Below are 22,873 nucleotides of genomic sequence, written 5' to 3'. Positions count from 1 at the left end.
GCGGGCACCGCGAGCCGCGGCCACCGGGTGGCCGCTCTTCCAATCCACATGCCGCATTCGAATCACGGGTACCGCCCATGAAGGCTTCAGCTCATCCCCCCGTCAACACCGCACCTTCCATGCGCGAGGGGCTGCAATGCCGGCGCGCCGGCTTCATGGGCTGGCGGCCGCGCATCGGCGCGGCACTGGCGGCGCTGGGCCTGTTCTCCCTGCTGGCGGTGGCGCCCGCGGCGCAGGCGCAGATCAGGAACGGCGGTTTCGAGACCCAGAGCTTTTCCGACTGGACGCTGCGCGACTACAACCGCCCGAACGTACTGGCCACGGATGCGCCGACCACCACCGCGCAGCTGGGGCTGGTGGCCACCGGGACGACGACGACCGGCGGCAACGGCAGCGGCTACCGCGCGCAGATCCTCACCTCGCCCGGCACCGCGGCCAATACCAACGGCATCCTGCAGTTCCCGTTCTCGGGAACCGCATCGGCCCTGGTCGGTGGCAACGACGGGCAGGCGAGGAAGGCGACCTCGATCGAGCAGGAGGCCACGATGACGCTGGCCGACGTCGATCCCGTGGACGGCAAGGTGCATATCCGCTTCGCGATGGCACCCGTGCTCTACGACGCCGGGCACAGCGCGGTGGAACAGCCGTTCTTCTTCGTGGAAGTGGTCAACAAGACCAAGGGCAACACCCAGCTCTTCCAGACGTTCAACTTCGCCGGACAGGCCGGCATCCCGTGGACCCGGGTCGGCAACTACCGCTCCACCAACTGGCAGGGCTTCGACATCGCTCCCGGCAATGGCCGGCTGGACCCCGGTGACGTGGTGGTGCTGAAGGTGTTCGTCTCCAACTGCCAGCCAGGCGCCGCCGATCACACGGCACAGGTCTACATGGACGTGTTCGGCTCGAAGATGCCGGGCCTGAGCGTGGCCGCGTCGGGGCCGTCCACCACCAAGCTCGGCGAACAGGTCACCTACACCTACAACTACGTCAACAACAGTGGCGTCTACGCGCTGGGATCGATGGTGCGCCTGGCCGCGCCGGTCACCGCGGACGGCAAGTACCTGGCGTTCGTCCCCGGCAGCTACCCGAACACCTGCACCGGCGTCCACGATGGCATCCCGCCGCGGGCGGACTACATCGATTGTCCGGTGGGCGACCTGGTGAACGGCGCCGGCGGCAGTTTCCCGGTCACCTTCACCGTACCGGCCGACGCCGCGACCTCGGGCAGCGGTGCGGTCATCAACAACGGCGATTACGACGTCCGCGCCAACACCGTGAGCCCGTTCATCGGGCCGCTGGTGAAGACCCGCATCGCCGCCGGCGCGGCGGTCCTGGTGGACCTGGGCATCGCGATCGGCAACGGCAACGTGCCGTCCTACCTCGCCGGCGGAGCCGTCACGTACGAAGTGACGGTGACCAACCACGGCCCGGTCGACGTCACCGGCGCGCTCATCCGTCAGACCACGTTGAGCGGCGTGACCAATGCCGCCGCGGCCAGCTGGACCTGCAGCGCGCCGGGCACGGCCAGCTGCGGCGCGGCCAGCGGAACCGGGGCGCTGGATACCACCGGCAACCTGCCGGTGGGCCAGACCCTGGTCTATACGATCACCACGTTGAACGCAGCGGCTGCCGGCACGCCGGTCGTCACCGTGGTCACGGTGGCGCCTCCGGCGGGCATGACGGACAGCGCGGCGGCGAACGATTCGGCCGGCATGAGCACCCCGGTCAGTACCGCCCAGTACACCCTGACCGTCAACACCCTGGGCGCGGGCTCCGGGCGGGTGGATGCCGTGCCTGCCGCGGCGGCCTGTCCCGCGGCTCCTGTTCCGGCGGCGGCCTGCAGCCAGCAGCAGCTGGGCCAGAACGAAGACGCTTACCTGACGGCGGTCGCCGGTGCCGGGAGCATCTTCAAGCGATGGGATCCCGCCGGGGACTGCACGGCGGTCAATGGCAGCGAGTGCCACGTGAACATGGGGTCGGCCAACAGGAACGTCACCGCGGTCTTCGCGCGTGCCTGGGTGGTGTCGCCCACCGTCATCGGCGGCACCTGGACCGGTGAGCCCTCGGTGGAGGAGGGCTCGACCGGCACCTTCACGGTCACGCCCAACGTGGCCGGCAGCGTGCCGACCGTCGTTTCCGATACCTGCGCGGTGACGCAGAGTGGCCCGGTCGGCGGCAAGTACACCTACACGACGGGGCCGGTATCGGCCGACTGCGCGTTCCGCATCGAGTTCCCCAGCCCGGTGCTGGCGGTCAGCAAGAGCGCCTCCGTGGCGAGCGCGCCGGTGGGTACCTCGTTCGACTATGTCATCCAGGTGAGCAACACCGGTGCGCTGGCCACCACCGCGCCGGTGCAGGTGAGCGATTCGATTCCGACGGGACTGACGATCGTGGCGGCATCGCTGCCCGGCGGTTGCACGCAGAACCAGCAGGTCGTGTCCTGCACGATCGCCTCGCTGGCGTCCGCCGATACGGTGACCCGTACCATCCGGGTCACCGCCACGGCGGCAGCGACCGGCAGCACCAGCAACACCGCGACCGTGAGCGGCGGCGGTGACACCGCCTGCCCGGTGGCGAGCCCCTGCCGCAGCAATACGGTGATCGTGACGGTCGGTAGCCGGCCGGACCTGGCCATCACCAAGAGCGCCTCGGCGGCGACCGTGGTGGTTGGCGCGGCATTCAACTACACCCTCGTCGTGACCAACTCCGGCACCGGGCCGACGACCGCCGCCGCGACGGTGACCGACGTGATACCGACGGGCCTGGCCATCGGCAGCCTGCCGTCCGGCTGCGCGCTCGACCCGGCCGGCAGCCAGACCGTGGCCTGCACGATCGCCGCCGGCCTGTCCAACGTGGCGCCCGGCAACACCGCGACCTACGTGATTCCGGTGACGCCGACGGCCGCGGCTGCGGCCGCGGGCAGCGTGAGCAACACGGCCAGCGTGAGCGGTGGCGGCGATCCGGATTGCACCACCGGGTGCGCCAGCAACGCGGTGACGACCACGATCACCGCGCCGGCACTGGCCATCGCCAAGAGCGCCTCGGTGGCGACGGCGGTGGTCGGCGTGGCATTCGACTACACCCTCACCGTGAGCAACACCGGCACGGCGGATACGACGGCCGTCGCCACGGTCGTCGATGACGTGCCGGCCGGCCTGACCATCAACACCGCCCCGGGCTGCGGTATCGCCGGGCAGACCGTGACCTGCACGGTCGCGGCGGGTCTGACGACCGCGACCCCGGCGGACTTCACCATCAACGTCACCCCGACCGCGGCCGCGGCCAGCAGCGTGCAGAACACCGCGCGCGTCAGTGGCGGTGGCGATCCGGATTGCACCGCCGGCTGCGCCAGCAACGCGGTGACGACCACGATCACCGCACCGGCACTGGCGATCGCCAAGAGCGGTCCGGCAAGCGCGATCGTGGGCGTCCCGTTCGACTACGTCATCACCGTCAGCAATACCGGGACGGCGGACGCGATCGCCGATGCGACGGTCGTCGACGAGGTGCCCGCGGACCTGCTGATCAACACCGCCGCCGGCTGCGCCATCAGCGGCCAGACGGTGACCTGTACCGTGCCCCGGGCCAGCCTCGCGATCAACGCGACGGCGATGATCACCATCAACGTGTCGCCGATCATCCATGGCAGCAATGCGGTGAACACCGCCCGGGTGGCAGGCGGGGGCGACCCGGCGTGCCCGGTGGGCGCGCCCTGCGCAAGTGCCGCGGTCACCACCGCGCTGGTCGCGCAGAACCCGGTGCTTGACCTGGTCAAGAGCGCGACCGTGCCGACCGGCTACGGTGCCGGCGAAACCCTGACCTACAGTTTCGTGTTGACCAATGCCGGCAACGTGGCGCTGACCGGCGTGGCGTTGAACGATCCGCTGCTGGGCGGCGCGGTGGCCTGTCCGGGCAGCACGCTGGCCGTGGGTGCGTCGATGACCTGTGGCCCGCGCCTGTACACGCTGACCCAGGCGGACGTGGATGCCGGCGTGCTGGTCAACAGCGCCACTGCCCGTGGCCTGCCGCCTGCACCCACCCCCGACGTGGCGCCGAAGGCGGTCACCGGCAGCAGCAGCACCAGCACGCCCATCACTCATGCGCTGGACCAGGAGCTGAGCAAGGCCGTGACCGCGGACAGCACCGGCGGCGACGCGGCCGTGGGCGACGTGCTGACCTATACGGTGACACTCACCAACAGGAGCAATGCGACGCTGGCCAACGTGGAGCTCAGCGATGCCCTGATCACGCCGCGCAGCATCGTCTGCGCCAGCGTGGCCCCGGGCGCGGTCTGCCAGCTGGTGGGTACCTACACGGTGACCCAGGCCGACGCCGACGCCGGCGTGGTCCGCAACACCGCGCGTGCCAGCGGCCCGCTGTGCCCGGCCGGCACCGGCGATCCGCGCTGCACCACGATCCTGAGCACGCCGGTGGTGTCCATCCGCGCCAATGACGATGGCGCCACGACCAAGGCCGGCATGCCGGTGACCACCCCGGTGCTGGGCAACGACACCCACGTCGGCGGCGCGATCGATCCGGCCAGCGTGACGCTGACGGCGACCTCGGCGGATGGCACCCTCAGTGTCGATCCGGCGACGGGTGCGATCACCTTCGTTCCCGCGCCCGGTTTCGCCGGTACCACCACCTATTCCTACCGGGTTTGCCTGGCCGCGCCCAACGCGACGGTGTGCGACACCGCCACGGTGACGGTGGTGGTGGCACTGCGGTTGATCGTCGCGGTGGATGACGTGCCGCCGGCAACCGATGGCAGCACCGGCGCGCCCTCGCTGGGCAATGCCTACGACAACGACACCCTCGACGGGGCGCCGGTCGACCCGACGAAGATCACCGGCACCGTGACCACGCCGGCCACCCCGCTCAAGGGCGGCCCGGTGCCGGTGCTGGATCCGGCCACGGGCGAGGTGAGCGTGCCATCGGCAACGCCGGCCGGCACCTACACCATCGGTTACCGCATCTGCGAGGCGCTGCATCCGGGCAACTGCGCCGACGCAAGCGTGACGGTAACGGTCACTGCGCCCGCGATCGAGCCGGTGGGTGACAGTGACGAGCCGCTTTCCGGCGACGGCGGCGGTACGACCCCGAGCGTGCTGGAAAAGCACACGCTCGGCGGGCGTCCGATCCGCCCCGGCGAGGTCACCCTGGTGCCCGGCGTGCCGTCGCACCCGGGCCTGAAGATGAATCCGGACGGCACCATCCGCATCGGTACCGCGATCCCGACCGGCACGTACACCTTCCCGTACACGATCTGCGAGGTGCTGAATCCGGGCAACTGCGTCACCGCCACGGTGACCGTGATCGTCGCCGGCCAGGTGCAGCTGCGGGTGACCAAGGTCGCCGGCATGCGCGAGGTGCGCCTGGGCGACCTGGTGCGCTACACGCTGACCGTCGAGAACAGCGGCACTGTCGGCCTGGTGGGGGGCAGCGTCATCGATACCCCGCCGGCGGGCTTCAGCTACGTGGAAGGCTCGCTGCTGGTCGAGGATGGCGACAATGCCGCCACCGTGGCCGGCCAGCGCCCGCTGCGCTTCGACGGGCTGGACGTGCGCGCCGGCGGCAAGGCGCGGCTGGTGTACCTGATGCGGGTGGGGGCGGGCGTGCGCGCCGGGACCCTGGTCAACCAGGCGCAGGCGCGCTCGCTGGAGGGCGAACCGTTGTCCAACGTGGCCACCGCCGAGGTGACCCTGGCGGGCGATCCGCTGCTGGACGACAGCCTGGTGTTCGGCACGGTGTTCAACGATCGCGATGGCGATGGCTGGCAGGACAGTGCCGCGCTGACCGGGGTCACCGTGCAGGGCGGATTCGCGCCGGGCGCCTACGTGGCCCATTCCACCACGGTGGATCGTGGCGACGGCATGCAGCCGCAGGCCGACGCCAGCGCGCCGCTGCTGCATGGCATCGTCGTGGGCGCGATCGGCGGACGCCAGTCCGAAGCCGATCCCGCCGATGCGCGCCAGGTGGTGGTCCGCCAGCGCCTGCGGGCACTGGATTTCAGCGATGACTTCGTGCTGACCAGCGACCAGGGCGTGAGCGTGCGCATGGACCGCGCGGGCGTCACCACGGTCCATCGGGACGGTGAGGCGGCCAAGGGCATGAACGCGGCGGCACCGACCGTCGAGCGGCGCATCGCCCGCGGTGCGGACGATTACGTGGTCGATTACGTGATCGGCAATGCCGGCATCGACGAGCGCGGCATTCCGGGCGTGCGCATCGCGTCGGTGGAAGGGCTGCTGGTCGAAACCGACCAGTACGGCCGCTATCACCTGGCCGGCATTCCCGGTGGCGCGTGGGAGCGCGGTCGCAACTTCATCCTGAAGGTCGATCCGTCCACCCTGCCGACCGGTGCGGCGTTCACCACCGACAATCCGCTGCTGCGCCGGGTCACCCCGGGCATGCCGGTCCGCTTCGACTGGGGCGTGAAGCTGCCGGAACGGGCGGTCGAGGGCGGCGCGCGCCAGGTGGAGATGGAAATGGGCGAAGTGTTCTTTGCGCCCGGCAGCGCCCAGGTACAGCCGCGCTACCGGCAGGCGGTGGAAGCCATGGCCGCGAAGGTGCGCGAGCACCCGGGCATGGAAGTGGTGATCCAGGCCGCGGCCAACAACGAAGCGCTGGCATTCGAACGCGCGGCGGCGGTCAAGGCCGCCCTGCTGGCGCAGCTCGACGAGGCCACGGCCAGGACCTTGAGCGTGGTCGCCCGGGCCAAGGTGGGCGACACCGCGCCGCTGGTGGCCGGCATCGACGGCCAGGGCGTGCTGCTGGGCACGGTGCTGTTCGATACCGGCAAATCGGCCATCCGGCCTGGCTTCGAAGCGTTGCTGGACACGGTGGCTGCCGCGCTGGAACGGCTGGGCAGCGGCCGCGTCTCCATCGTCGGCCACGCCGACGTGCGCGGCTCCGACGCCTACAACACGGCCCTGGGCCTGGCGCGTGCCAAGGCGGTGTCCGATGCATTGGGCAAACGCCTGGGCGCCGAAGCGCGAAGCAGGCTGCGGGTGGACAGCGCGGACGTTCCGGCGGTGCCGGTTGGCGTGCGCAAGTAAGGGGCCGGTCATGGACAAGCGTATGAAGATGAAGCTACTGGACTACACCCTGCTGTGCCTGCTGGCCGGCGCGACCACCCCGTTGGCCACGGCCGCGGCGAAGCTGGACGGCGGCGCGCCCGGCGGGTCCACCGAGCCTGCCGAACCCATCCAGGGCGGCGCGCCGGAACAGGCGCCTGCGGCGCTGGACTGCGGCGCGGACGCCTGCACCGGCGACGACGGCCTGCTGTTCCAGCTGCGCACGCGCAGCCATGCCGCCCCGGTGACCCGGGGCACCCATGCGGGTTCGTCCTCCGACGCCCTGCAGCCAGACCGCCGTGTCGAGGTATCGGTCGAACCACAGGGCCGGGCCGTGGCGATGGGCAAGTACTCCATCGACCTGCCCGGTGGCGGGGTGGTGTGGGCGACCGAGGACCCGACCCTGGGCGCTCCGGAGCTGTCGGTATCGGCGCCGTCGATGGTGGCCTTCGATGGCGAGCGCGTGCTCAAGCCGGTGCAGTTCTATGCGCGCGGCAACTATCCGGCCTTCATCGAACGGATGGAGGTGCGCCTGTACCGCGCCAGCGACGCCGACCTGATCGAGCCCGTGGCCACCGTGCCGCTGGACGTGGCGGCGGTCAGCCATGGCGACTGGGATGGCGTGTTGCCGGGCAAGTACCGCTTCCGCAAGGGCGATGAGCTGGTCTACGTGCTGCGCGCCACCGGCGCCAACGGCCAGTTCGACGAAACCTCGCCGCGGGTGCTGCAGCTGGTGTCGCCCGAAGATGCCGAACGTGGCGCCAGTGCGCTGCGCAACAGCACCGAGAAGCGGCTGGGCAATGCCCTGAGCGCCGAGCAGGCGCAGACCCAGAGCCTGATCGACGACGTCTTCGCCGGCAGCGGCCTGCGCCAGCAGAACATCCCGCTGTACGGTTCGCGCATCCGCATCCAGGGCCGCAACATCCCCGCGGGCATGGCGCTGAGCATCAACGGCGAAAGCTATCCGGTGGACCTGGAGCGCAAGTTCGTCGCCGAGTACCTGATGCCGGTCGGCGCGCACCGTTTCGACATCGGCGTGGGCGGCGAGGGTGGTCCGGCGCACCGCCTGGACGTGGACGTCACCGGGCGCTACTTCTTCGGCGTCGCGCTGGCCGACGTGACCATCGCGCAGAACAAGGTCAGCGGTTCCAACGAGCCGTTCCGTGGCGACGCCAACTATCGGGACGACGTCATCAGCGATGGCCGGCTGGCGTTCTACGGCAAGGCCAAGCTGCGCGGCCGGTACCTGGTGACGGCGCAGGCCGATACCACCGAGCGCGACCTGGACCGGCTGTTCAACGGTTTCGGCAAGGCCGATCCGCAGGACATCTTCCGCCGCCTCGACCCGGACCTGTACTACCCGGTCTACGGCGACGATTCCAACACCCGTCGCGACGTGGACACGATGGGCCGGTTCTACCTGCGCATGGACTGGGACAAGAACCAGGCGCTGTGGGGCAACTACGCCACCGGCCTGACCGGGACCGAGTTCGGCCAGTACCAGCGCGCGCTGTACGGCGCGGCGCTCAACTGGCGCTCGAACGCCAGCAACCGGTGGGGTGATGCCGGCAGCGAACTGCGCGTATTCGGTTCGCAGGCCGAAACCGCGCCGGGCCACAACGAATTCATCGGCACCGGTGGCAGCCTGTACTACCTGCGGCATACCGACCTGCTGCCCGGTTCGGACGTGGTGACCCTGGAGATCCGCGACCGCAGCAGCGGCCGTACCGAGAACCGGGTGGTGCTGCAGCGCGGGGCCGATTACGAGATCGACGAACTGCAGGGCCGCATCCTGCTGACCCGCCCCTTGGCGCAGATCACCCGCGACAACAGCCCGACCCTGACCCGCGATGCGCCGCTGGACGGCTTCGAACAGCGCCTGCTGGTCGACTACGAGTGGGTGCCGACCGGCTTCGATGCCGATGACGTGACCGTGGGCTTCCGTGGCAAGCACTGGATCGGCGACCACGTCGGCCTTGGCGCGACCTGGGTCGACGAGAACCGGGCCGGCGAGGACTACACGCTCAAGGGCGCCGACCTCACCCTGCAGGCCGGCAAGGGCACCTACCTGAAGGCCGAGTACGCGCATACCGAATCCTTCGGCGTGCCGGCGTTCTTCTCCGACAACGGCGGCCTGAGCTTCATCCAGCAGAACGACACCGCGTTGAACCGCAAGGGCGATGCCCGCTCGCTCGAAGCCCGCGCCAATTTCAGGGAGCTGGGCTGGACCGAACAGGACTGGGCCGCCGGTGCATGGTGGCGCCAGACCGACGCCGGCTATTCCGTGTCCCGCTACGACACGGGCCTGCCGGTGACCGAATACGGCGCCGAGATGCTGGGCCAGTTCACCCCGAACCTGGGCCTGTACACCCGCTACACCCGCGCCGAGCGCGGTGCCGACACGCTGGCCCAGGCCCAGGCCTCGCTGCAATGGCAGGCCAGCGACGCGGGGACCCTCAGTGGCGAACTGCGCAGGGTCGATCAGCAGGGCAGCTACCTCGATGCGGTCGGCACGCTGGCGGCGGTCAAGTACCTGCACCGCTTCGGCGCCACGATGGAGCTGTACGGCGTGGCCCAGCTGACCGTGGACGACGACGGCGGCAAGTACGCCGACAACGATGCCTTTACCCTCGGTGCCAAGCACCTGTTCGGCAACAACTCGTCGGTGGGCGCGGAAGTGACCGACGGCGACCGTGGCAACGCCGCCACGCTCAATGCCGAGTACCGCATCAGCCCGGAGCACGCCTTCTACGGTGGCTACACCTATTCGGCCGATACCACCGAACGCGACCCGCTGTTCAATCCGGGTGGGCAGAACGGCTGGACGCTGGGGCAGCGCTGGCGGGTTTCCAGCCAGGTCAACGTGTTCAACGAAAGCCAGTTCCTGAAGGAGCGCGGCGAGGCCGGGCTGGCGCATACCTTCGGCATGGATTTCTACCCGGCGCAGGGCTGGAACACCGGTTTCACCCTGTCCAACGGCGAACTGGAGAGCACGGGCGGCGGCGTGGTCGAGCGGCGCGCAGCCAGCATTTCCGGCGGGCGCACCTCGCCCGATACCGATTGGCAGAGCAAGCTGGAATGGCGCCGCGACAGCGGTGCCGAGCGTCGCGAGCAGTGGGTCAGCACCACACGCATGACCCACCGCATCAACGACAGTTGGCGCATCGCCGCGCGCTTCAACTACGCCGATACCGACGACCGCCTGGATCCCGCCGCGGGCGCCCGTTTCGTCGAAGGCAATTTCGGCTTCGCCTATCGTCCCTGGAACAGCACCCGCTGGGGCCTGTTCGGCCGCTACACCTACCTCTACGACCTGGCGTCGATGGGCCAGCTGGGCGGCGCGCAGTACGACCAGCGTTCGCAGATCGTCTCGTTCGAGGGCGTCTACCGCCACGACCAGCACTGGGAATTCGCCGGCAAGCTGGCCCGCCGCGAAGGCGAGGTGCGCATGGGTCGCGGGGCCGGCGTGTGGCTGGATTCGGCCACCACCTTCGGTGCCATCCAGGCGCGCTACGAACTGCGCGCGCAGTGGCATGCGCTGGGCGAATACCGCCAGCTGCAGGTCAAGGACGGGGGCACCCGGCAGGGCTTCCTGGTGGGCGTGGACCGCGACCTGAGCGGGAACTTCCGCATCGGCGCCGGTTACAACTTCACCGAGTTCAGCGACGACCTGACCGACTTCGACTACGACCACGAGGGCTGGTTCGTGAACCTGAGCGGTCGCTACTGAGCCTGCCGCCGCGCAGGCGCGGCAGGTGTGCGCCAGGCGCCCGGGCCGGGGCCTGGCGCCACGGCGGAACGGCGCCGGCCGGCGCCTGGCGCAATCAGCCGCCGGCGCCGCCCAGCCACGGCGGCGACGCCGCGCGGATGTCGGCCATCACCGGGCAGTCATCGCGGTGCGCGCCGGGCAGGTAGCCCAGGCTCATCAGGAATTCGCCGGTGATCTCGCCGCCGGTGAAGCGGAACGTCCTCTTGAACAGCTTCACCCAGTCGGCTTTGGGCCGCGGGTGGTGCGCGTCCAGCCACTGCGCGAAGCCGCCGTGCGAGTCGCGCAGGGCGCGGATCACCCCGGCATTGTGGATGGCGGCCAGCACCTTGAGCCGGTTGCGGATGATGCCGGCATCACCCAGCAGGCGGGCGATGTCTGCCTCGCCGTAGGCCGCCACGACATCCACGTCGAAGCCGTGGTAGGCGCGGCGGAAACCCTCGCGCTTGCGCAGGATGGTTTCCCAGCTCAGCCCGGCCTGGTTGATCTCCAGCAGCAGGCGCTCGAACAGTTCCTGCTCCGCACGCTGCGGGAATCCGTACTCGCGGGCGTGGTAGTGGGCGTGGACCGGATGACCGGGCGCGATGTCGCAATAGGCGCTCATGGGCGGCGATGGACCCTGGGCGGGCCAGTATAGGCGTGCATGCCTGCGCCGGCGGCGCGCTCCGGGCGCGGCCGCGTGGCTGACGGTAGAATGCGGCCATGTCCACGCACTTCGACAATCTGGCCAATCACCTGCTGGTCGCCTTGCCCTCGCTGACCGATTCGGCATTCGCGCGCAGCGTCGCGCTGATCTGCCAGCACGACGACAACGGCGCCATGGGCGTAGTGGTCAACCAGCCCTCGGAATACACCCTCGGCGAAGTGCTCTCGCAGATGGAGATCGACACCGGCGACGAGCGCCTGCGCGCCGTGCCGGTGCTCAATGGCGGCCCGGTGCACACCGGGCGCGGTTTCGTCATCCACGACGATGCCCGCGACTGGGATTCCAGCCTGGCGGTGGGCCAGGGCCTGTACCTGACGACCTCGCGCGACATCCTCGAGGCCATGGCCCGTGGCGATGGCCCGCGCAATGCGCTGGTCACCCTGGGCTGCGCCGGCTGGGGTGCCGGGCAGCTGGAGCAGGAACTGGCCGAGGACAGCTGGCTGACCGTGCCGGCCGACCCGGTGGTGCTGTTCGACGCGCCGCTGGACGAGCGCTGGCAACTGGCCGCCTCGCGCATCGGCGTGGACCTGTTCCGCCTGGCCGGGTACAGCGGCCATGCCTGATCCGGCGCCGCTTTCGGCCGACAGCACCGTGCTGGGCTTCGACGTCGGATCGCGCCGCATCGGCGTGGCCATCGGCAGCGCCTACAGCGTGGGCGCACGTGCCCTGGCGGTGGTCGAGGTGCGCGGCGACGGCCCCGACTGGCCCGCGCTCGACCGGCTGCAGCGCGAATGGCGCCCGCATGGCCTGATCGTCGGCGACCCGCTGACCCTGGACGGCGACGACCAGCCCAACCGCAAGCGCGCGCAGGCCTTCGCCCGGCAGCTGCTGCAGCGCTACCGGCTGCCGGTGCTGCTGGTGGACGAGCGCTCCAGTTCGGTGGAGGCCGCGCGACGCTTCGCCACCGAGCGCGCCGAGGGCCGCAAGCGCCGTCGCGACGCCGCCAACCTGGACGCGGTCGCCGCCGCGGTCATCATCGAACGCTGGCTGTCCGCCCCCGGCGACGCCACTCCCGTTTCCTGACCCCCAAGACCTGCCATGACCGCCTCCCAACTCGATGCCGACGGACGCCTGCGCCACCTGCTGACCCTGGAGGGGCTGCCGCGCGAACACCTGCTGCAGCTGCTGGACCGCGCCGGGCAGATCCGCGACGCGGCGGTGGGCCGTGTCGGCAACAAGCGCGGGGTGCTGGCCGGCACCGCGGTGTGCACGCTGTTCTTCGAACCGTCCACCCGCACCCGCAGTTCGTTCCAGCTGGCCGCGCAGCGGCTGGGCGCGGACGTGCTGAACTTCGACGCCTCCACCTCGTCCACGCGCAAGGGCGAGACCGCCTGCGACACGCTGCGCAACCTGGAGGCGATGGGCGTGCGCGGCTTCGTGGTGCGCCATCCCGACGACGGCGCGGTGGCCGAGCTGGCCGCCGCCGCGGGCGAGGGCACCGCGCTGGTCAACGCCGGCGACGGCCGCAGCGCGCATCCGACCCAGGGCCTGCTGGACATGCTGACCCTGCGCCAGGCCAAGGGCCCGGACTTCTCGAAACTGAAGGTGCTGATCGTCGGCGACGTGAAGCACTCGCGCGTGGCGCGCACCGACCTGCATGCGCTGCACACGCTGGGCGTCGGCGAAATCCGCGTCTGCGGCCCGCAGTCGCTGTTGCCGGACGAAGACACGCTGCGCGGCTGCGTGGTCGGCCAGGACTTCGATGCCATGCTCGAAGGTGCCGACGCGCTGATGATGCTGCGCCTGCAGCGCGAGCGCATGGAAGAAGGCCTGGTGCCGTCGCTGGAGCAGTACCACGCCGAGTACGGCCTCACCGCCACGCGCCTGCGGCGTGCCGCCAGCGACGCGGCGGTCCTGCATCCGGGCCCGATCAACCGCGGCGTGGAAGTCACCGACGAAGTGGCCGACGGTCCGCAGTCGTGGGTGCTGCGCCAGGTCGCCAACGGCGTGGCCGTGCGCATGGCGGTGCTGGAAACCCTGCTGGGCTGAGCGGCGCGTCGCGGCGCCGGCCCGCGGCTGGCGTTACCGGCGCTGCGCGAACAGCCACTGCCACATCGCCGGGTCGGCGTAGGTGGCGTCCCAGGCGTTGTGGTTGCCCTGCGGGTACTCGGTGTAACGCACATCGCGCGCGTCGGCCTGCTGGAAGGCTGCATGCAGCCGGCGGTCGTCGTCCGGCCGCACCACGTCGTCGCGCGCGCCATGGAAGATCCAGACCGGGGTGTCCTTCAGGCGCAGGGCCATGGCCTGGTAGGGGTCGGCCTCCGCGGCGACGGCCTCGACCCGCAGGCCCGGCCGTTCGGCGCGCGGAGGGCGCACCGCGCCGCATACCGGTACCAGCGCGGCGAAGCGCCCCGGGTCGGCCAGGGCGATGTTCCAGCTGCCGTAGCCGCCCATCGACATGCCGGTCAGGTACTGGCGCCCGCGGTCGGCTCCGAACTCGCGGATCGCCGCATCGAGCGCAGCGACCGCCAGGCGCGCGTTGCGTCCGCTCCACTCCTCGTCCCTGGCCACCTGCGGCAGCACCGCCAGCGCGGGGAAATCCGCCGCATGGGCGCGCAGGTAGGGGCCCAGCCCGACTTCGGTCTGGCGCCTGCCGTCGTCGCCGCGTTCGCCCGAGCCGTGCAGGAACAGCACCACCGGCAGCGCACCGGTCCCGCGCGCCGACGCCGCCGGGACGAATACCTGGTAGGGCATGCGCACGCCATCGAGCTCGACGCTGCGGGCGACGAACCGGCCGTCGCCGCTGCCGGCAAGCGAGGCGCAGCCGCCAGCGACGGCCATCAGCACGAGCAGGGCAAGGTGATGCAGACGGGGCAAGGCCATGGGACGTTCCGCGCCGGGGATGCCGGCATCGTAGCGGTGATGGCAGGCCGGTGCCCGGTGCGCCGCATCATCCGCGGCGTGGCGCGCTGGCCAGGATGGCCAGCTGTCCGGCGGCCTCGGCATTGCCGGCCGCGGCGGCGGCCTGGACCTGCGGCAGGTCCGGGTGCAGCACCACCAGCAACGGGAACTCGCATTGCGGGCAGGCGTACTCGCTCTGCTCGTCGTGCAGTTCCAGCTCCATCTGCCGGGAGCTGCCCTGCCATTCGCAGGCGGGGCAGGTGTGGCGATGGTCGCGCCATCCGGGCTGGTAGTAGTCGCTGAGGGTGGTGGTCATCGGGGGTGTCCGGCGTAGGGGGCACGTGAGGGCCGGCCGCAGTGCCGGCCGTGATCGCGGGTGCGCGGCTCAGCGCAGCAGCACCAGGGTGGCCAGGCCGAGGAAGGTGAAGAAACCCATCGAGTCGGTGATGGCGGTCAGGAAGATGCCGCTGGCCAGGGCCGGGTCGAACCCCAGCCGCTTGAGCGTCATCGGGATCAGTACCCCGGCCGACGCCGCCAGCAGCAGGTTGCAGGTCAGGGCGATGAAGATCACCAGCGACAAGCCGGGGTTGTGGAACCAGACCAGCACGATCAGCCCCAGCACCGCGCCCATCAGCAGGCCGTTGAGCAGGGCCACGCGCAGTTCCTTCCACAGCAGCGCCTTCACGTTGGAGGCGCCCACCTGGCCCAGCGCCAGGCCGCGCACCATCAGCGCCAGCACCTGGGTGCCGGCGTTGCCGCCGAGGCCGGCGACCATCGGCATCAGCACCGCCAGCGCCACCAGCTTGTCGATGGTGCCTTCGAACTGGCCGACCACGTTGGCGGCGACGAACGCCGTGCACAGGTTGACGAACAGCCACACCAGGCGCCGCCGCATGGCGCGCCAGACCGGGCTGAACAGGTCTTCGTCCTCGTCCAGGCCGGCCGCGCCCAGCGCCTGGTGCTCGGCCTGGGCACGGATGATGTCCACCACGTCGTCGATGGTGATGCGCCCGATCAGGATGTTGTTGTCGTCCACCACCGGTGCCGACACCCAGTCATGGTCGGAGAACTGCCGCGCGACCTCGTCGGCGCTCTCGCCCACGTCGATGGCCGGTTGTTCGTCGTCGACCAGGCGGTTGATCGGTGTGCTGTCCTCGTGGGTGACCAGCGAGGCCAGCGACACCCGGCCCAGGTACTGGTGGCGGCGGCTGACCACGTACAGGTAGTCGGTGTGGTCGGGCAGTTCGCCGCGCAGTCGCAGGTAGCGCAGCACCACGTCGATGTTGACGTCCGCGCGCACGGTGACCACGTCGGGGTTCATCAGGCGCCCGGCGGTGTCCTCCGGGTAGGACAGCACCTGCTCCAGCCGCTCGCGGTTCTCGCGGTCCATCGACTTGAGCACTTCGTCGATGACCGTGTCGGGCAGGTCCTCGACCAGGTCGGCCAGGTCATCGATGTCCAGGTCTTCGACCGCGGCGATGATCTCGTCCGGGTCCATGTCGGCCAGCAGGCTTTCACGCACTTCCTCGCCGACGTGGACCAGCACCTCGCCGTCGTCTTCCTGGTCGACCAGGCCCCACACCACCTCGCGCTTGCCCGGCGGCAGCGATTCGAGCAGGTTGCCGATCTCCGCCGGCGCCAGCGTGTTGACCAGCCGCCGCACCGGCCCCAGCCGGCCACTGTCCAGCGCGTCGGAAAGCATGCGCAGCTGGCGCGCGGTCTTGTCGTGGCGTACGGCTTCGGCCATCGGGACTCCGGGAACGGGAGGGCCGCGATGCAGGATGCGGCAAGGAAGGTGTCGGGCGCGTCATTATCACGCGCCGGTGTTTCAGTGCACACCCTCTGCGTGGATGCGCGGCGTCCGGGCGCCAGCGTTCAGGGGGGGCAGGCGCCCGCGAGCCAGCGCTCGATGCCGCGGCGGTCGCGTGCCTGCAGCAGCTTGCCGGCGCGCGCGCGCAGTTCGCCATGGTTGCAGTCGCGGATCGCCCGGCGCACTTCCAGCAGGGTCGCCGGGTGCAGGCTGAACTCGGTCAGGCCCAGGGCCAGCAGCAGCGGCGTCATGCGCGGGTCGCCGGCGATCTCGCCGCACACCGACAGCGGCGTGGCATGCGCGCGCGCGGTGCCGATCACCTGCGCCAGCAACTGCAGCACTGCCGGGTGCAGCGGCGAATACAGCTCGCCCACCGCCTCGTTGTTGCGGTCGGCCGCCAGCAGGTACTGCACCAGGTCATTGGTGCCGACCGAGAGGAAATCGACCTGGTCGATGAAGGTCGGCAGGGCGATGGCCGCGGCCGGCACCTCGATCATCGCGCCGACCGGCACGTGCTCGGCCAGCACGTGGCCTTCCTCGCGCAGCGCCGCCACCTGCCGGGTCATGCGCCGCTTGAGCGCGAGGATCTCCTCGCGGGTGCTGACCATCGGCACCAGGATGCGCACCGGCCCGTAGCCGGACGCGCGCAGCAGCGCGCGCAGCTGGGTGTCGGCGACCTTCGGATGCGCCAGCAGCAGGCGGATGCCGCGCAGGCCCAGCGCCGGGTTTTCCTCGCGGCCCAGCACCAGCCCGCTGCGATCGGCCTTGTCCGCGCCCAGGTCGAGGATGCGGATGGTCACCGGCCGGCCGCTCATGCCGAGCACGGCGTCGCGGTAGTGATGGAACTGTTCCTCCTCGTCGGGCAGGCCGTTGCGCTGCAGGAACAGGAACTCGGTGCGGTACAGGCCCAGCCCGTGCGCGCCCAGGGTGTGTGCGTGGGCCACGTCCTCGCGCGATTCGGCGTTGGCCAGCAGGGTGATGTCCACCCCGTCCAGGGTGCGGCTCGGCTTGGAGCGCAGGTGGCCGAGCTCGCGCTGTTCGCGCGCCAGCTCGCGCAGGCGCTGGCGGTACTGGCGCAGGTCGTCGGCAGCCGGTTCCAGCACCACTTCGCCGCTGCCGCCGTCCAGGATCAGCACGTCGCCGTCGTTGATCCGGTGCAGCACGCCGCTGGCCCCGACCACCAGCGGCAGGTGCAGGCTGCGCGCGAGGATGGCGCTGTGCGACAGCGGGCTGCCGGCGCTGGTGACGATGCCGACCACGCCCTGCGACTGCAGCTGCGCCAGCTCCGAGGGGGCGACGTTCTCGCACACCAGGATTTCGCCCGCTAGGCCCTTCATGCCGGTCGGGCGCTTGTGCAGGAATGCGTTGATGCGGCCGATGACGTGGTCCAGGTCGTCCAGCCGGCTGCGCAGGTAGTCGTCCTCCATGCCCTCGAACACCTGCGCCAGGGTGTCGCGCTGCAGGCGCAGGGCATAGGCCGCGCTGTAGCGCTGGCTGCGGATGAGTTCGTCCAGCGCCAGCAGCAGTTCGGGGTCGTCCAGCAGCATGGCGTGCAGGTCGAGGAACTCGCCGACCTCGGCCGGCAGCGCGCCCTGCAGGCGCTGGCGCAGCTCGCGCATTTCCGCGCGGGCCGATTCGATGGCCTGGTGCAGGCGCTGCAGTTCGGCCTCCACGGCGCTGGCGGCAATGCGCTTCTCGGTGACTTCCTGCGCATGCGGCAGGCGCACGCGGGCGCGCCCGAGCGCGCTGCCGCGCGATGCGCCATGGCCATGCAGGCGCAGCGCGGTCATGCCGCCACGCCTCCCGGCGTGGTGCGGACGGGAACCGACGCCGCGTCCGCCGCCATCAGCTGTCCTCGTCGAAACGGCGCTCGAACAGATCCACGACCGCCGCCATCGCGTCGGCCTCGTCCTCGCCCTGTACCCGCACCGTGACCGGCGTGCCCTGGCCGGCGGCCAGCAGCATCACGCCCATGATGCTCTTGGCGTTGACCTCGCGGCCCTTGGCCACCAGCGTGGCATTGGCGCGGAAGCCGGACAGCAGCTGCACCAGCTTGGCGGTCGCGCGGGCATGCAGCCCCAGGCGGTTGGATACGGTGAGTTCGCGTTCAAGCATCGTCGATGATGGCTCCATTTCGGGCGCCCGCCGCGGCGGTGGCGGGCAGTTGGTCCAGTCCCTGTTCCGGATAATTCATCACCCGCAGCAGCATCGGCAGGCTCAGCGCCGACACCCGCCGCACCGGCGTCCCCAGCCGCGCCAGCCGCGCTGCCAGGTTGCTCGGGCTGGCCCCGTACAGGTCGGTCAGCACCAGCACGCCGTCCGGGCCCTCGACCCGGCGCATGGCCGCCGACGCCAGTGGCAGCTGCGCGTCCAGGTCCGCGTCGAACGGGACCTCGAAGGCCTCGGCGTCGAGTGGAAGCTGGCGCAGCAGGCGGGTGGCGACTTCCAGCAGGGAAGAGCCGACGCCGGGATGGGTCACGAGAAGAATGCCGCAGGTCATTACTGAACGTTAACAGGTCGGGTGCAGTCCGCGATAGCGCCTGGATCGCGCCCTGCGCGCACCATTCAGTCCTGTTCGCGGTGGAAGGTGGCCACGTCCGGCCAGCCCTGCGCGCGCGCATGCCGGGCCAGGCGCTCGGCCAGGTACACCGAGCGGTGCTTGCCGCCGGTGCAGCCGAAGGCGACGGTCACGTAGCTGCGGGTATCGTTGCCCAGCTTGGGCAGCCAGGTATCGAGCAGGTCCTCGAGCTGGGCCGCGTAGCGCATCACCTCCGGCTGCGCGTCCAGGTATTCGCGGACCTCGCGGTCGCGGCCGGTCAGCGAGCGCAGTTCCGGGTCCCAGTGCGGGTTGGGCAGCACCCGGGCGTCGAACACGAAATCGGCCTCGGCCGGGACCCCGCGCTTGTAGGCGAAGGACTCGAACAGCAGCGACAGGCCACTGCCGTGGCCGAGCGCGTATTCTGTGATCAGCTTGCGCCGCAGCTGGTGCACGTTGAGCCGGCTGGTGTCGATGACGGCGTTGGCCTCGCGGCGCAGCGGCGCGGTCAGTTCGCGCTCGCGGACGATGGCCTCGGGCAGGGACAGGCCGAGCTGGCTGAGCGGATGCCGCCGCCGGGTGTCGGCGAACCGCGCCAGCAGGGTGTCGTCGTCGGCCTCGAAGAACAGCAGGGTCGCATCGATGTCGTGGTCGCGCGCCCGCTGCCGCCAGTTGGCGAGCTGGCTCAGGTCGCTGCGGCCGCGCACGTCGATGCCCAGCGCCAGGCGCCGCGGCCGGTCGTCGGTGCGTTCGCCGAGCACGCCGCGCACGAACTCCGGCAGCAGGTCCACCGGGATGTTGTCCGAACAGTAGTAGTCCAGGTCCTCGAAGGTCTTGAGCGCCACCGACTTGCCCGAACCGGACAGGCCGCTGACGATGACCAGCAACGGGGCCGGCGTGGCGTTCATGGGGTGCGTTGCTCCAGCAGGTTGCTGTGGCGGGCGATGAACATCGCCGCCGGGTCGATGCCCTTGGTGCGCAGGATGTGCAGGCGCGTGGCCGCCTCGGTCAGCACCGCCAGGTTGCGGCCGGGCATCACCGGCAGGGTGATCAGCGGCACGTCCAGGTCGAGCACGTGGCGCTTGCCGGAGTCGCCGGTGAGGCGTTCGTAGCCGTAGCTGCCGGGTTCGGTCATCGGTTTGGTCAGGTGGACGATGAGCCGAAGGTACTTGTTCTTCTTTACAGACGTGTCACCGAACATCTGGCGCACGTTGAGCACGCCCAGTCCGCGCACTTCCAGCAGGTCCTGCAGCAGTTCCGGGCAGGTGCCGTCGAGCACGTCCGGCGCGATCTGGGTGAACTCGGGCGCGTCGTCGGCCACCAGCCGGTGGCCGCGGCTGAGCAGCTCCAGCGCCAGTTCGCTCTTGCCCGAGCCGGCCTCGCCGGTGATCAGCACGCCGATGGAATATATCTCCATGAACACGCCGTGCAGGATGATCCGCGGCGCCAGCGTGCGCGCCAGGTGGTAGGACAGGTGGTTGAGCAGCTCGTGGCCGCGCCGCGGCGACACCCACAGCGGGGTCTGCGATTCGTCGGCGGCCGCGCGCAGGTCCTCCGGGCAGCCGTGGCTCTTGGTGATGACCAGCGCCAGTGGCCGCGCCTGGATGATGCGCTCGATCACTTCCCAGCGCTGGCGCGAGTCCAGCGAGTCCAGCCAGGCCAGTTCCTCGGTGCCGAGGATCTGCACCTTGTTCGGGTAGATGGTGTTGAGGTAGCCGGCCAGCGACGGGCGCCGCGCGACGGTGTCGCCGGCGTCCAGTTCGCGGTTGCCGCCGGCCTGGCCCGCGGCCCAGCGCAGGTCCAGCTTCTCGCGCTGCTGGTCGAACAGTTCGCGGGCGGTGATGCGGGTATTCATGAGGGACGGATCCGCTGCGGATGGTCGAGGATCTGCTTCAGCGCGCTGCCGTCGTTGGCCGCGCGCAGGGCATCGCGGACGTGGGCGTCGGAGAAGATCTCCGCCAGCTCGGACAGCAGCATCAGGTGCTGGTGGGTGTAGTGCTCGGGCACCGCCATGGCGAACACCAGGTCGACCGGTTCGGCGCCGCCGAAATCGATGGGTTGCAGCAGCCGCAGGAAGGCGCCGCGCGGGTGTTGCAGGGTGGGGGAGCGGCCATGCGGGATGGCGATGCCATGGCCGATGGCGGTACTGCCGACGTTCTCGCGGTCGCACAGGCTGCGGAAGATGCTGTCGGCGCCGGCTTCGCGGCAGGCAAGCAGGCTGGCGGCGGCGCGCAGGGCGCTGTCGCGGTCGGCGGCCGCGAGTACCCGGGTACTCACGGCCGCCATCAGGTCATTCAGGGGCATGACTGCAACGGACGGTGGCGGATGTCAGCCATTGTCGCGCAGTGCATGGGAGGCGTGTGGCAGATGCTTTTCCTTGTGCTTGATCACCAGCCTGTCCAGCTTGTCGGCCAGCACGTCGATCGCCGCGTACATGGTCTGGCCACCGGCCTCGGCGTGCAGGGTCTGGCCGGGGAGATTGGCGCTGGCATCGACATGGTGCTCGTTCTTCTGCAGCGACAGGGTCACCCTGACTTCACAGTGCTGGTCGAAGTGCTTGCCCAGCCGTTGCAGCTTGGTCTCCACGTACTCCTTCAGGGCGGGGGTGACTTCCACGTCTTTACCAAACGTTTCGATACGCATCGGATGCCTCCTGTGGTTCTTTGGTTGCCAATGAACCCTGCCGCCCGCCGCGAACGTTTCAGACAAGGCGTACGCGTTCGTGGGAGGCGGAGATGTTCATGGCTTCACGATACTTCGCCACGGTGCGGCGCGCCACCGGTATTCCGCTGCTCTTGAGCATGTCGGCCAGCTTGGCGTCAGAAAGCGGCTTGCGCGGGTTCTCGGACTCGATCAGGCGCCGGATCATCGACTGGATCGCGGTGCTGGAGGCCTCGCCGCCGCCATCGGTATCGATGCCCGAGGCGAAGAACGCGCGCAGCGGCAGGGTGCCGCGCGGCGTGCGCACGTGCTTGCGGGCGATGGTGCGGGAGATGGTGGATTCGTGCAGGTCCAGCTCGGCGGCGATCTCGCGCAGGGTCAGCGGTCGCAGCGCCTGGGCGCCGAACTCGAGGAACCCGGCCTGGTGGTGCAGCAGGCTGTTGACTACGCGCAGCAGGGTCTCGCCGCGCGCTTCCAGGCCCTTGAGCAGCCAGCGCGCCTCCTGCAGCTGGCCGCGCAGGTAGCTGGCGTCGGCATCGCCGCAGCGGCGGATCAGCTGCTCGTAGCCGCGGTGGATCACCACCCGCGGGCCGGCATGGCTGGCAAGGGCGGCCTTCCAGACGCCGCGCTGGCGCCAGACCACGCAGTCGGGAACGACATAGGTGTCCGAGGACACTTCGCCCAGCTGCCGGCCCGGGCGCGGGTCCAGCGTGCGCAGCAGCTGCACCGCCTGTTCGACGGCCTCGGCCGGTTGCCGCAGTTCGGCGGCGATGCCGGGGATGCCGGCCCGCGGCAGGCGTTCCAGTGGTCCCGCGGCGATCTGCCGGGCCAGGCACAGGCCCGGCGTGGCGGCGGGCAGGGTGTCGAGCTGCAGCGCCAGGCATTCGCCCAGGCCACGGGCGCCGACGCCGGCCGGATCGAAGCGCTGGATCCGGTGCAGCACGGTGAGGATCTCGTCCTCGCCGGCAGCGATGTCCGGGCGCAGCGTTTCGGCGATGGATGCCAGCGGTTCGCGCAGGTAGCCGTCCTCGTCCAGCGCGTCGATCAGGGCGACGCCGATGGCGCGGTCGCGTGCGCCCAGGTGGGACAGGTGCAGCTGCCACAGCAGGTGGTCGGCGAGGGTGTCGGCTTCGGCGACGCGCTCGCTGGCGTCACCGTCGTTGTCGTCGAACGAGCCGCCCTGGCCGCCGCTCCACTGCTCGCCTTCGCCGGGCCATTCCATGCCCTCGTCGGCGCGGCCGTCGGCGGCATCGGCCGCCGCAGGGGATGCGTCCGCTTCGCCGGCCGGCTCGCCCGGGGCGGCCTCGTCGGCCCATTCCAGCAGCGGGTTGCTCTCCACCGCCTCGGCAAGTTCCAGTTCCAGCTCGGTGCTGGACATCTGCAGCAGGCGGATGGCCTGGCGCAGCTGCGGCGTCATGACCAGCTGCTGTCCAAGCGATGTCTGCAGCCGTGCTTTCATCCCGGTTCCAGGCAGAAG

The 22,873-nt window shown here is 70.5% G+C and carries 17 protein-coding genes; 5 read left to right on the top strand and 12 right to left on the bottom strand.

Going from position 1 to position 22,873, the window contains the following annotated elements; translation table 11 throughout:
• Positions 1 to 77: 77 nt before the first annotated feature.
• The gene (locus ABB33_RS08785; protein ID WP_082595045.1) at positions 78 to 7,058 is read left to right on the top strand and encodes a DUF7507 domain-containing protein; all 6,981 of its coding nucleotides are present in this window, start codon (positions 78 to 80) and stop codon (positions 7,056 to 7,058) included.
• A 10-nt stretch (positions 7,059 to 7,068) separates the two neighbouring features.
• Positions 7,069 to 10,806, top strand: coding sequence for a hypothetical protein (locus ABB33_RS08780; protein WP_211260876.1), 3,738 nt, complete (start codon positions 7,069 to 7,071; stop codon positions 10,804 to 10,806).
• Between the two features lie 94 nt (positions 10,807 to 10,900).
• Here ABB33_RS08780 and ABB33_RS08775 read toward each other — a convergent pair whose 3' ends face one another.
• Positions 10,901 to 11,446, bottom strand: coding sequence for a DNA-3-methyladenine glycosylase I (locus ABB33_RS08775; protein WP_056931867.1), 546 nt, complete (start codon positions 11,444 to 11,446; stop codon positions 10,901 to 10,903).
• Positions 11,447 to 11,544: 98 nt separating this feature from the next.
• Between ABB33_RS08775 and ABB33_RS08770 the strand changes: the two genes are divergently transcribed.
• Genes ABB33_RS08770 through ABB33_RS08760 form a run of 3 tightly spaced genes read left to right on the top strand, consistent with a single transcriptional unit; the run spans position 11,545 to position 13,537 of the window.
• Positions 11,545 to 12,111, top strand: coding sequence for a YqgE/AlgH family protein (locus ABB33_RS08770; RefSeq protein ID WP_054663734.1), 567 nt, complete (start codon positions 11,545 to 11,547; stop codon positions 12,109 to 12,111).
• Entirely contained in the window at positions 12,104 to 12,571 is a 468-nt protein-coding gene (gene ruvX / locus ABB33_RS08765; protein ID WP_054663737.1) for a Holliday junction resolvase RuvX, read from the top strand. Before ABB33_RS08770 ends, ruvX begins: the two co-directional genes overlap by 8 nt.
• A gap of 15 nt (positions 12,572 to 12,586) precedes the next feature.
• Entirely contained in the window at positions 12,587 to 13,537 is a 951-nt protein-coding gene (locus ABB33_RS08760; protein WP_056931866.1) for an aspartate carbamoyltransferase catalytic subunit, read from the top strand.
• Positions 13,538 to 13,570: 33 nt separating this feature from the next.
• Here ABB33_RS08760 and ABB33_RS08755 read toward each other — a convergent pair whose 3' ends face one another.
• The 11 genes from ABB33_RS08755 to ABB33_RS08705 form a co-directional block, all read right to left on the bottom strand.
• Positions 13,571 to 14,371, bottom strand: coding sequence for a carboxylesterase family protein (locus ABB33_RS08755; RefSeq protein ID WP_056931865.1), 801 nt, complete (start codon positions 14,369 to 14,371; stop codon positions 13,571 to 13,573).
• 67 nt (positions 14,372 to 14,438) lie between these two features.
• On the bottom strand, positions 14,439 to 14,705 hold the full coding sequence (locus ABB33_RS08750; RefSeq protein WP_054663746.1) for a hypothetical protein: 267 nt from the start codon (positions 14,703 to 14,705) through the stop codon (positions 14,439 to 14,441).
• Between the two features lie 69 nt (positions 14,706 to 14,774).
• Positions 14,775 to 16,136, bottom strand: a complete 1,362-nt coding sequence (mgtE, locus tag ABB33_RS08745) for a magnesium transporter (RefSeq protein WP_054663749.1) — start codon at positions 16,134 to 16,136, stop codon at positions 14,775 to 14,777.
• A 128-nt stretch (positions 16,137 to 16,264) separates the two neighbouring features.
• Positions 16,265 to 17,989, bottom strand: coding sequence for a phosphoenolpyruvate--protein phosphotransferase (ptsP, locus tag ABB33_RS08740; protein WP_056931864.1), 1,725 nt, complete (start codon positions 17,987 to 17,989; stop codon positions 16,265 to 16,267).
• A gap of 55 nt (positions 17,990 to 18,044) precedes the next feature.
• A complete protein-coding gene (locus ABB33_RS08735; protein WP_054663755.1) occupies positions 18,045 to 18,314 on the bottom strand; it encodes an HPr family phosphocarrier protein in 270 nt (89 codons plus the stop codon).
• The gene (locus tag ABB33_RS08730) at positions 18,307 to 18,699 is read right to left on the bottom strand and encodes a PTS sugar transporter subunit IIA (RefSeq protein ID WP_054663758.1); all 393 of its coding nucleotides are present in this window, start codon (positions 18,697 to 18,699) and stop codon (positions 18,307 to 18,309) included. Before ABB33_RS08730 ends, ABB33_RS08735 begins: the two co-directional genes overlap by 8 nt.
• A 65-nt stretch (positions 18,700 to 18,764) precedes the next feature.
• On the bottom strand, positions 18,765 to 19,643 hold the full coding sequence (rapZ, locus tag ABB33_RS08725) for an RNase adapter RapZ (RefSeq protein WP_054663761.1): 879 nt from the start codon (positions 19,641 to 19,643) through the stop codon (positions 18,765 to 18,767).
• Positions 19,640 to 20,590, bottom strand: coding sequence for an HPr(Ser) kinase/phosphatase (gene hprK, locus ABB33_RS08720; protein WP_054663764.1), 951 nt, complete (start codon positions 20,588 to 20,590; stop codon positions 19,640 to 19,642). The genes rapZ and hprK overlap by 4 nt, the downstream gene beginning before the upstream one ends.
• Entirely contained in the window at positions 20,587 to 21,039 is a 453-nt protein-coding gene (locus tag ABB33_RS08715) for a PTS sugar transporter subunit IIA (RefSeq protein WP_054663768.1), read from the bottom strand. The genes hprK and ABB33_RS08715 overlap by 4 nt, the downstream gene beginning before the upstream one ends.
• 24 nt (positions 21,040 to 21,063) lie before the next feature.
• A complete protein-coding gene (gene hpf, locus ABB33_RS08710) occupies positions 21,064 to 21,378 on the bottom strand; it encodes a ribosome hibernation-promoting factor, HPF/YfiA family (RefSeq protein WP_054663771.1) in 315 nt (104 codons plus the stop codon).
• 58 nt (positions 21,379 to 21,436) lie between these two features.
• The gene (locus tag ABB33_RS08705; protein ID WP_056931863.1) at positions 21,437 to 22,855 is read right to left on the bottom strand and encodes an RNA polymerase factor sigma-54; all 1,419 of its coding nucleotides are present in this window, start codon (positions 22,853 to 22,855) and stop codon (positions 21,437 to 21,439) included.
• Positions 22,856 to 22,873 lie beyond the last annotated feature (18 nt).

This window comes from Stenotrophomonas acidaminiphila, from assembly GCF_001431595.1.
Classification (GTDB): Bacteria; Pseudomonadota; Gammaproteobacteria; order Xanthomonadales; family Xanthomonadaceae; genus Stenotrophomonas; species Stenotrophomonas acidaminiphila.
Note: the sequence above shows the minus strand (reverse complement) of the source record. Positions and strands in the feature narration are given on the sequence as shown.

Bases quoted from the DNA above. Each gene is read 5' to 3' on its own strand.
- ABB33_RS08785 (WP_082595045.1), top strand. From the start codon at position 78: ATGAAGGCTTCAGCTCATCCCCCCGTCAACACCGCACCTTCCATGCGC.
- ABB33_RS08780 (WP_211260876.1), top strand. From the start codon at position 7,069: ATGGACAAGCGTATGAAGATGAAGCTACTGGACTACACCCTGCTGTGC.
- ABB33_RS08775 (WP_056931867.1), bottom strand. From the start codon at position 11,446: ATGAGCGCCTATTGCGACATCGCGCCCGGTCATCCGGTCCACGCCCAC.
- ABB33_RS08770 (WP_054663734.1), top strand. From the start codon at position 11,545: ATGTCCACGCACTTCGACAATCTGGCCAATCACCTGCTGGTCGCCTTG.
- ruvX (WP_054663737.1), top strand. From the start codon at position 12,104: ATGCCTGATCCGGCGCCGCTTTCGGCCGACAGCACCGTGCTGGGCTTC.
- ABB33_RS08760 (WP_056931866.1), top strand. From the start codon at position 12,587: ATGACCGCCTCCCAACTCGATGCCGACGGACGCCTGCGCCACCTGCTG.
- ABB33_RS08755 (WP_056931865.1), bottom strand. From the start codon at position 14,371: ATGGCCTTGCCCCGTCTGCATCACCTTGCCCTGCTCGTGCTGATGGCC.
- ABB33_RS08750 (WP_054663746.1), bottom strand. From the start codon at position 14,705: ATGACCACCACCCTCAGCGACTACTACCAGCCCGGATGGCGCGACCAT.
- mgtE (WP_054663749.1), bottom strand. From the start codon at position 16,136: ATGGCCGAAGCCGTACGCCACGACAAGACCGCGCGCCAGCTGCGCATG.
- ptsP (WP_056931864.1), bottom strand. From the start codon at position 17,989: ATGACCGCGCTGCGCCTGCATGGCCATGGCGCATCGCGCGGCAGCGCG.
- ABB33_RS08735 (WP_054663755.1), bottom strand. From the start codon at position 18,314: ATGCTTGAACGCGAACTCACCGTATCCAACCGCCTGGGGCTGCATGCC.
- ABB33_RS08730 (WP_054663758.1), bottom strand. From the start codon at position 18,699: ATGACCTGCGGCATTCTTCTCGTGACCCATCCCGGCGTCGGCTCTTCC.
- rapZ (WP_054663761.1), bottom strand. From the start codon at position 19,643: ATGAACGCCACGCCGGCCCCGTTGCTGGTCATCGTCAGCGGCCTGTCC.
- hprK (WP_054663764.1), bottom strand. From the start codon at position 20,590: ATGAATACCCGCATCACCGCCCGCGAACTGTTCGACCAGCAGCGCGAG.
- ABB33_RS08715 (WP_054663768.1), bottom strand. From the start codon at position 21,039: ATGCCCCTGAATGACCTGATGGCGGCCGTGAGTACCCGGGTACTCGCG.
- hpf (WP_054663771.1), bottom strand. From the start codon at position 21,378: ATGCGTATCGAAACGTTTGGTAAAGACGTGGAAGTCACCCCCGCCCTG.
- ABB33_RS08705 (WP_056931863.1), bottom strand. From the start codon at position 22,855: ATGAAAGCACGGCTGCAGACATCGCTTGGACAGCAGCTGGTCATGACG.